Genomic DNA, 8,271 nt, shown 5'->3' with positions numbered 1-8,271 from the left:
ACGATTCAGACGCCGTCCGGTCGCACCCGCATTGCCCCAATCCACTGGAATCAATACCCACCTGTTGTCTCAGACAGGTTGACAACTACCGAGTTGCGCCCGCGCGGTGCAGGAACTCCGGCGGGAGGGGAGGGGTCAGCGCGACTGGCGTCGTTTACCCGGCCGCGGCTGCCCTTTGACGGCTGGGGCACGACCCTTGCCCTTGCTGGCCTTCGCCTTGCCCCCAGCTTGCTGCGGGCGGTTCTGCACGGACGCAGCGGTGGCATCCGCCTTGCGCTGCTCATCGGCAAGGAGAGCGCGACCCGCAGCCGTCAGCGTCGTGGATGACGCACCCATGTCGAACAGCGGAGTGCCGAGCTCATTCTCCAGTTCACGCACAGAGGCGAGCAGCGTCGAGCGCGGAATGCCGAGGTGTTTCGCCGCGTGAGCGAAATGCAGCTCCTCGGCGGCGACCACGAAGCGTCGAAGCGCGATGGTGTCCATGGGCGGCCTTCCGTCCGGCCACGAGGAACGTGGCCACGTGTTCAGGCTACGCCGTTACCTCGAGGAAACCGTCACGGGGCCGGGGCTCCGCCCTCTGTGGGTTCGGGGGTTGGCAGAATTCCGGCGTCATCCTCGTCGACCGAGGCCGATCGTTCGCCCCCGGATAACAGCGGCATCTCCGACCGGTCAGGGCCCTGGTCGTCGAGCTCGTCGGGCGTTGCGCCGTCGAAAGAGTTGGTTTCCATGCCTTCACGATACGAGCGGAGCGCTACCGACCGACAGTGCCTTGCTTTTCCGGCTACCGTGCCCCACGATACGGCGGTGCGTTCACGGCGGGGGTGGTGCCTGGCCTGGGCGCAACCGGTCAAGGTGCGGAAGCAGGCCGTCGACCGGTCCCGGTGGCTTCCGCAATTGCCTCAGGTCGCGGCGGGTGGTGTCGAGATTCTCGGTGGCCGTCGAATCGTCCAGTTTGAGAGCGCTCGTCACCCGCTGCCGCGAGGGCTTCCGTTCGGATGAGTTGATCTCCATGTCGTCACGGTACGCCCGACCGAGGGCAAAGGGAAGGTCCCTCCGGCGTGCCGGGAGCAGGCGCTCAGCCCAGCGCCGAAACCGCCGATACGGATGCCGTCAGCGCGGTGACCGCAGAGTCCACGTCCTCCTGGGTCAGGTCGGTGCCGAAAGTGAACCGCACCGCGGTCTGGGCGATCTCGGCGGGAATCCCCAGGGCGGTGAGAACGTGTGACGGCGCGTCGCTACCCGCGGCGCAGGCCGAGCCGCTGGAGGACACGACACCACGGCGCTCCAGCTCCAGCAGCACCGTTTCGCCGCCCGTGCCAGGAAAACAAAACGACGCCGAATTCGCCAGCCGGGAAGCCGCCGAACCGGTCATCAGCGCACCGGGAACGTTCGCGAGGACGCGGGCGATGAAGTCGTCGCGGAGCACGCGAACGCGGCCGACAGCATCCGCGCGTTCCCTCTCTGCGAGCTCGAGGGCGGTGGCCAGCCCGACAGCGGACGCGACGTTCTCGGTTCCGGAGCGGCGCCCGCGTTCCTGCCCGCCGCCGTGGACGAGCGGTTCGACAGGCACGCGGCCGCGCAGCCAGGCGAGCCCGATGCCCTTCGGTGCGCCGACCTTGTGTCCGGCCAGTGACAGAGCGTCGACGCCGAGATCCGACACGCGCAGGTCGAGCCAGCCCGCGGCCTGCACGGCGTCGGTGTGGAACGGCGCGCCGTGCGCTCGAGTCACCGCGCCGAGCACGGCGAGGTCCTGCACGGTGCCGATCTCGTTGTTGGCGTACATCAGGGTGACGAGGGCGGTGTCCGGACGGATGACGGCGTCGAGCGCGTCCGCGGTCACGATACCGTCGGGCTTCAGCTCGACGAGGCTGACCTCGAAACCGTGAAGTCGCCGGAGGTAGTCGACTGATTCGAGAACCGCCTCGTGTTCGGTCGCGGCGGTGACGAGGTGCCTGCCGTGCGTCGAACCGAGGGCGATTCCCTTCACGGCGAGATTGTCCGCCTCGGTGCCGCCCGAGGTGAAGACGATGTCGCCCGCTCGGACGCCGAGCACCTTCGCGACCCGAGCCCGAGCGTCGGCGAGGGCCTCGGCCGCTCGCTCGCCGACGGTGTGGTGGCTCGACGGATTGCCGAACTCGGAAGTGAGATACGGCCACATCGCCTCGAGCGCCTCCCGGCGAACCGGGGTCGTCGCTGCGGAATCGAGGTACAGCATCACGGTTCCCGCGCGGTGATCGACACGGCGAGCCGTATGTCGAGACCGAGGTCCAACGCTCGGACGCTATGGGTGAGGGCACCGGAGGAGATCACGTCGACACCGGTGGCGGCGATCGCACCGACGGTGTCGAGGGTGACATTGCCGCTCGCTTCGACGATCGCCCGCCCGCCGATCCGCTCCACCCCGGCTCGGAGGTCCTCGAGGCTGAAATTGTCGAGCATGATCGTGTCGACGCCGGCGGCGAGCACCGCGTCGATCTGATCGAGCCGGTCCACCTCCACCTCGAGGTGCGTCGTGTGTGAGAGCCGCGCCCTCACCGCGACGAGGGCTTCGGTCAGCGACAGTCCGCCCGCCGTCAGCACGGCCAGGTGGTTGTCCTTCGCCATGACTGCATCCGACAGCGAGAACCGGTGATTGAACCCACCGCCCGAACGCACGGCATGTCGCTCGATCGCGCGAAGTCCCGGCGTGGTCTTGCGTGTGTCGACGATCCGCGCGCCCGTGCCGGCCACGGCGTCCACGTACCGCGCTGTCATGGTGGCGATTCCCGACATCCGCTGGACGAAGTTGAGCCCGATCCGTTCCGCCTGCAGGATGCCGCGGGCCGGCCCGGTCACCGTCGCCAGGATGTCGCCGCGCGAGAAACGGTCGCCGTCTCCGACCCGCAGGCTGACCTCGATCGACGGGTCGGTGATGCGGAACGCTGCTGCGAACACCTCGCTGCCGCTGAACACGCCGTCTTCCCGCGCTGTCAGGTCGGCGGTGGCGGTCGCTGTCGCCGGGATGAGGGTCGCGCTCGTCAGGTCGCCCCACGGGGCGTCTTCCTCGAGGGCTGCACCGACGACACGGTCGATCTGGGGGAGTGTCAGCATGCGGCGACGACCTCTCGGGATGCGGCTCCGGCGCTCGCCGGGTCGGGGGAGTATGAGCGGGGCGAGTCGGAGCGGGCGTGGGCCCCCACGGAGTCGGTGCGGGCCAGTGCGGCGAGCACGAGCTCACGGCCGAGGGCCAGCAGGTTGCGGTCCTCAAGGGAGCGGATGCCGTCGGCCGGAAGCGGCAGCCCAGCCCAGGCGTCGAGAACGCGGGAAGCGCGGCGAAGGCCGGTACCGTCGCGGAGGAGGCCTGCCGCATCCCACATCAGCCGCTGCAGTGCGTCGCGGGAGAACGGTGGAGCATCGACGGCCGGGTCCCGCACCGGCACGGCGAACGGCCGGGCAGGTCGCGCCGGCCAGTCGGCAGGGTCGTCGGTGTCGAGCGCCCGTGCCGCACGCGCGCCGAAAACCGCACCTTCGAGCAGCGAGTTCGATGCGAGGCGGTTGGCGCCGTGCACTCCGGTCCTCGCAACCTCACCGACGGCGTAGAGGCCAGGAACGGTGGTGCGCCCGTCGAGGTCGGTCACGACGCCGCCCATCCAGTAATGCGCCGCCGGACTCACCGGCAGGTACTCCCTGGACCAGTCGGTTCCGGATGCCCGCACCGCACGGTCGATGACCGGGAACCGGCTGGCCAGGAAGGATGCGCCGAGCATCGTCGCGTCGAGCACGACAGGGAGCCCGCCCTGCGCGGCCATCTCGGCCGCGATTCCCCGGGCGACCACGTCGCGTGGCGCGAGTTCGGCATCCGGATGAATCCCGGCGAGGAAGCGCTCGCCACCGGCGTTCCGCAGCACGGCGCCTTCGCCACGGACAGCCTCTGACACCAGGAACCGCTCGGCAGTCGCCAGCGCCGTTGGATGGAACTGGTAGAACTCCAGGTCGGTGAGTTGCGCACCCGCCCGGAGGGCGGCCGCAGCCCCGTCACCGGTCGCGACAGCGGGGTTGGTCGTGTACGGGTACAGCTGGCCGGCCCCCCCGGTGGCGAGGACCACCGCGTCCGCAAGGATTATTCTCTCGGTCCCGTTTGGGAACCGCAGCAGGGCGCCGGCGACGCGGCCGTTCTCGACGACCAGGTCGACGAGGAACGTGTCCTCGAGGATCTCGGCTGCACTTTCGCGGATGCGTGCGACGAGGGCCGCTTCGATGCGCGCACCGGTCGCGTCTCCACCGGCGTGGAGCACCCGCGGGTAGGAGTGGGCTGCCTCCCGTCCTCGAGCGAACTCGCCGTCTGTGCGATCGAAGTCGACGCCGAGTGCGACGAGTTCGCGGATCCGATCGGGCCCCTCAGCGCAGAGCACTCGCACGGCCTTCTCGTCGCAGAGCCCGGCGCCCGCGGCGAGGGTGTCGGCGACATGCGCCTCGACGCTGTCCTCGGCGAACATCACGCCGGCGATTCCGCCCTGCGCGTACCGGGTGTTGCTCTGCCCGAGCGCCGACTTCGTGACGAGGACCACATCATGCTTCGATGCGGCGTCGAGTGCGGTTGTCAGCCCGGCGATTCCGCTGCCGACGACGATCACCCTGGCCATCTCAGGCCCCAGCCACAATCGGCGGACGTGCCGCCAGCATCCGCTCAAGTGCGATTCTCGCGGGCAGCGCGACGTCGTCCGAGACCGAGATCTGGTTGAGCACCTGGCCCTCCAGCAGCGCGTCGAGCACCCACGCCAGGTAGCCGGGGTGGATGCGGTACATCGTCGAGCACGGGCAGATCACCGGGTCGAGGCAGAAGATCGTGTGCTCAGGATGCTCCGCAGCGAGCCGCTGCACGAGGTTGATCTCGGTGCCGATCGCGAAGGTCGATCCGGCCGGCGCCGCTTCGATCGCCTTGCGGATGTAGTCGGTGGAGCCGGACTCATCCGCGGCGTCGACCACCGGCATCGGGCACTCGGGGTGCACGATCACGCGAACGTCAGGGAACTCGGCGCGAGCTTTCGCGATCTGGTCGACGGTGAACCGTTTGTGCACCGAACAGAAACCGTGCCACAGGATCACGCGGGAATCGGTGAGCGCTGAGGCGTCGTTTCCGCCGAGCGGTTTGTTCGGGTTCCACATCGGCATCTGCTCGAGCGGGACACCCATCGCCTTGGCGGTGTTCCGGCCGAGGTGCTGGTCGGGGAAGAAGAGAACCCGCTGCCCGCGCTCGAACGCCCACTCGAGCACCGTCTGCGCGTTCGACGACGTGCAGACGATACCGCCGTTGCGCCCGCAGAATCCCTTCAACGCGGCCGAGGAGTTCATGTAGGTGACCGGGATCACGGGGACGCGACCCGTGGCATCCGGTTCGGTGCCGTACAGCTCGGCAAGCTGCTCCCAACATTCCTCGACCTGGTCGATGTTCGCCATGTCGGCCATCGAACAGCCGGCGGCGAGGTTCGGGAGAATGACGGACTGCTTCTCGGTCGAGAGCAGGTCGGCGGTCTCCGCCATGAAATGCACACCGCAGAACACGATGGCCTCGGCGTCACTGCGCTCGCGGGCGGCGGTGGCCAGCTGGAACGAGTCACCGACGTAGTCGGCGTAGGCGAGGACCTCATCGCGCTGGTAGAAGTGGCCGAGGATGACGAGCCGGTCGCCGAGGGTCTCTTTGGCTGAGCGGATGCGGCGGTCGAGCTCTTCAGGCGTCGCTTCACGGTAGAACGCGGGAAGCGCGCCCTGGCGGGGCGAGCCGGTCGGGATCACGTCGCCCATCGACGAGCCTGGGCCATAGCTCGGCGGTCGCAGGTCGAAGACCCAGGGCTTCTCGACGAGTTCAGGGCTGCACGCGGCGCCCGCAGTCGTGCCGGCGGAGATTCGGGTGAGGGTGCTGTCGACGGAGGCGGTGATGGTCATGATGCTCCTTGTGTGCGGCCGGGCAGGAGGCGGGTTCCGAGGGGCCCGTTGTTCTCGTCGGTCGCTGCGCGGTTGTAACGGTAGAGGCGGGCCGGGCGATGCCGTCCGCCGGTTTGCAGGTGTTCGGTTGGAACGACCTGGCCTGAACCTTCGATCTGACGCCGGAAGTTCGCCGGGTCGAGCGGTTTCTGCAGCACGGCTTCGTGAACCTCGCGCAATTCGGAGAGGGTGAAGGTGTCGCCGAGGAAGGCGTGGGCGATGTGGCTGTACTCCAGCTTGTTGCGGAGGCGCCACAGGGCGTAATCGACGATGAGGTCGTGGTCGAAGGCGAGTTCGGGCACCGAGTCGGCTTCGAACCAGCGGACGTTCTCCGTCTCAACAGCCACGTCTGCTTCCTCTGAGCGCACGAGCGCCCAGTACACGATCGAGACGACACGTTCGCCGGGGGAGCGGTCGATGTTGCCGAACGCATACAGCTGTTCCAGGTATTGCGGCGTCAGCAACGTGGTTTCGGCGAGGGTGCGCGCCGCGGACTCGGCGAGATCCTCATCCGGCTCGAGCGGCCCGCCCGGAAGCGCCCACCTCCCCAGAAAGGGATCCCGGATGCGACGGACGAGCGGCATCCAGACCGTCATCCGGCCGGTCTCGGGGTGCGGTCGAAGGGCGAAGATAACGGTCGAGACAGCCACTTTCACGTCGGTGGCGTGTGTCGTCATGGTGTCCTCCCGTTTGCTCGTTGTTAAAGTCACAGTGACTCTAACCCTGAACTCATCTTAGTGTCAAGATGACCCGAACACCTTCCGAACTCCGAACTATGACGCTCTCGGCGCGCCGGGCCGTTCCCGGCGAAAATCCGCAGCACCGCGTCGGTCACGGTAGGCTGTGAGCAAATCGAATATCGGGCCGCACACGCGATGCGGGAGAGCCGGGCTTGCCCGGCACCGAAGGAGCAAGCCTCCCTGCCAATCTCTCAGGTCTACGTACCGCATCGAACTGGCCACTCTGGAAAGCGAACGCGCTTCGCACGTTCGGATCGAGTAGGCGCGAAGCGCCGTATCGAGATCTGAGCGTCGAAAACACATTCCGCCGACGGTGAAAGCCGCCCCGCCGCAACCCGGCGAAGGCGTGCGAAACTCTCAGGCCCATGACAGAGAGGGAGTTCCCAAGGCACCTCGCGTGCCGCAGCCGCTTTTGCGACCATCGCCCCGGCGATTTCTGGAGAACTCGTGTCAGACCCCGCACTCGAACGCACCAGCCCGCTTCAGGCTGTACATTCCGGCCTCGGTGCCAGCTTCACCGATTTCGCCGGCTGGCAGATGCCGGTCCGCTACACCAGCGACCTCGCCGAGCACGCCGCGGTGCGAACCGCCGCCGGCATCTTCGACCTTTCCCACATGGCAGAGATCCTCGTCTACGGGCGCGACGCCGGCCTGTTCCTCGACGCCGCACTCGCAGGGAAACTGTCGGCCATCGACCTGATGCAGGCGAAGTACAGCCTCCTCCTCACCGAAACCGGCGGCATCCTCGATGACGTCGTCGTCTACCGCCTCGGCGACACCACATTCCTCGTCGTCGCGAACGCCGGCAACCGGGAAGCCGCGGCCGCTGCGCTCACCGAGCGATCTGCGGGGTTCGAGGTCACCGTCGACGACCAGAGCGACGACTACGCGCTCATCGCCGTGCAGGGACCCCACTCGCGAGCCATCCTGGAGCAGACCGCTGGGATCACCGAGCTCGGGGTGTCGCTCGATGAACTGAAGTACTACCGCGCGACGGATGCGTTCTTCGAGGGTGTGCCGCTCCTGGTCGCCCGCACCGGCTACACCGGCGAGGACGGCTTCGAGCTGTACCTCCGCACCACAGCCGCTGTTGCGCTGTGGCGCGCACTCGAGGCGGCGGGCGCCGAGCACGGGCTGGTGCCGGCCGGGCTGGCGAGCCGCGACACTCTCCGGCTCGAAGCCGGCATGCCGCTCTACGGTCATGAGCTCGGCACCGAGACCCAGCCGGTCCAGGCCGGTCTCGGACGCGTCGTCGCGCTCTCCAAGGACGTGGACTTCGTCGGCCGTGCCGCTGTGGAGGCCGGGCCCGGCGCGGATGCGCGGGTCCTCGTCGGTCTCGTTTCGGATGGCCGCCGTGCGGGCCGTGCCGGTTACCCCATCGTCTCCGGGGACACCGTTGTCGGAATCGTGACGAGCGGTGCGCTGTCGCCGACGCTGGGGCATCCGATCATGATGGCGTACGTCGACCCCACTCTCGCCGAAGCCGGCACCGAACTCGCTGTGGACGTTCGCGGCACACCCATCCCTGCGACCGTCACCCCACTCCCGTTCTACAGAAGAAAGAAGTAAC

At 68.1% G+C, this 8,271-nt stretch carries 9 protein-coding genes and 2 riboswitches; of the genes, 1 reads left to right on the top strand and 8 read right to left on the bottom strand.

What is annotated here, in order from left to right:
• Positions 1 to 135: 135 nt before the first annotated feature.
• From ACLQ62_RS13855 to ACLQ62_RS13820, 8 genes are all read right to left on the bottom strand, one after another.
• On the bottom strand, positions 136 to 483 hold the full coding sequence (locus ACLQ62_RS13855) for a LysR family transcriptional regulator (protein ID WP_411722215.1): 348 nt from the start codon (positions 481 to 483) through the stop codon (positions 136 to 138).
• Between the two features lie 71 nt (positions 484 to 554).
• Positions 555 to 728: a hypothetical protein gene (locus ACLQ62_RS13850; protein ID WP_411722214.1), complete on the bottom strand. Its 174-nt coding sequence runs from the start codon at positions 726 to 728 to the stop codon at positions 555 to 557.
• Positions 729 to 810: 82 nt separating this feature from the next.
• Entirely contained in the window at positions 811 to 1,011 is a 201-nt protein-coding gene (locus tag ACLQ62_RS13845) for a hypothetical protein (protein ID WP_411722213.1), read from the bottom strand.
• A 64-nt stretch (positions 1,012 to 1,075) separates the two neighbouring features.
• Positions 1,076 to 2,215, bottom strand: coding sequence for a cysteine desulfurase family protein (locus tag ACLQ62_RS13840; protein ID WP_411722212.1), 1,140 nt, complete (start codon positions 2,213 to 2,215; stop codon positions 1,076 to 1,078).
• Positions 2,215 to 3,090, bottom strand: a complete 876-nt coding sequence (gene nadC / locus ACLQ62_RS13835; RefSeq protein ID WP_411722211.1) for a carboxylating nicotinate-nucleotide diphosphorylase — start codon at positions 3,088 to 3,090, stop codon at positions 2,215 to 2,217. Before nadC ends, ACLQ62_RS13840 begins: the two co-directional genes overlap by 1 nt.
• Positions 3,084 to 4,622, bottom strand: coding sequence for an L-aspartate oxidase (nadB, locus tag ACLQ62_RS13830; RefSeq protein ID WP_411722210.1), 1,539 nt, complete (start codon positions 4,620 to 4,622; stop codon positions 3,084 to 3,086). The genes nadC and nadB overlap by 7 nt, the downstream gene beginning before the upstream one ends.
• Position 4,623: 1 nt before the next feature.
• A complete protein-coding gene (gene nadA, locus ACLQ62_RS13825) occupies positions 4,624 to 5,922 on the bottom strand; it encodes a quinolinate synthase NadA (RefSeq protein WP_411722209.1) in 1,299 nt (432 codons plus the stop codon).
• Positions 5,919 to 6,638 (bottom strand): NUDIX hydrolase, encoded by a 720-nt coding sequence (locus tag ACLQ62_RS13820; RefSeq protein ID WP_411722208.1) that lies wholly within the window; start codon positions 6,636 to 6,638, stop codon positions 5,919 to 5,921. The genes nadA and ACLQ62_RS13820 overlap by 4 nt, the downstream gene beginning before the upstream one ends.
• 191 nt (positions 6,639 to 6,829) lie before the next feature.
• Positions 6,830 to 6,918: riboswitch (glycine riboswitch) on the top strand.
• Position 6,919: 1 nt separating this feature from the next.
• Positions 6,920 to 7,080: riboswitch (glycine riboswitch) on the top strand.
• 68 nt (positions 7,081 to 7,148) lie between these two features.
• Here ACLQ62_RS13820 and gcvT point away from each other — a divergent pair.
• The gene (gene gcvT, locus ACLQ62_RS13815; RefSeq protein WP_411722207.1) at positions 7,149 to 8,270 is read left to right on the top strand and encodes a glycine cleavage system aminomethyltransferase GcvT; all 1,122 of its coding nucleotides are present in this window, start codon (positions 7,149 to 7,151) and stop codon (positions 8,268 to 8,270) included.
• The last annotated feature ends 1 nt before the right edge of the window (position 8,271 follow it).

The organism is Mycetocola sp. (assembly GCF_046716805.1).
GTDB lineage: Bacteria > Actinomycetota > Actinomycetes > Actinomycetales > Microbacteriaceae > Mycetocola_A.
Note: the sequence above shows the minus strand (reverse complement) of the source record. Positions and strands in the feature narration are given on the sequence as shown.

What these genes read in the sequence shown, in the direction of transcription:
- nadB (WP_411722210.1), bottom strand. Translation starts at nt 4,622, where the DNA reads ATGGCCAGGGTGATCGTCGTCGGCAGCGGAATCGCCGGGCTGACAACC.
- ACLQ62_RS13855 (WP_411722215.1), bottom strand. Translation starts at nt 483, where the DNA reads ATGGACACCATCGCGCTTCGACGCTTCGTGGTCGCCGCCGAGGAGCTG.
- ACLQ62_RS13820 (WP_411722208.1), bottom strand. Translation starts at nt 6,638, where the DNA reads ATGACGACACACGCCACCGACGTGAAAGTGGCTGTCTCGACCGTTATC.
- ACLQ62_RS13845 (WP_411722213.1), bottom strand. Translation starts at nt 1,011, where the DNA reads ATGGAGATCAACTCATCCGAACGGAAGCCCTCGCGGCAGCGGGTGACG.
- nadA (WP_411722209.1), bottom strand. Translation starts at nt 5,922, where the DNA reads ATGACCATCACCGCCTCCGTCGACAGCACCCTCACCCGAATCTCCGCC.
- ACLQ62_RS13840 (WP_411722212.1), bottom strand. Translation starts at nt 2,215, where the DNA reads ATGCTGTACCTCGATTCCGCAGCGACGACCCCGGTTCGCCGGGAGGCG.
- nadC (WP_411722211.1), bottom strand. Translation starts at nt 3,090, where the DNA reads ATGCTGACACTCCCCCAGATCGACCGTGTCGTCGGTGCAGCCCTCGAG.
- ACLQ62_RS13850 (WP_411722214.1), bottom strand. Translation starts at nt 728, where the DNA reads ATGGAAACCAACTCTTTCGACGGCGCAACGCCCGACGAGCTCGACGAC.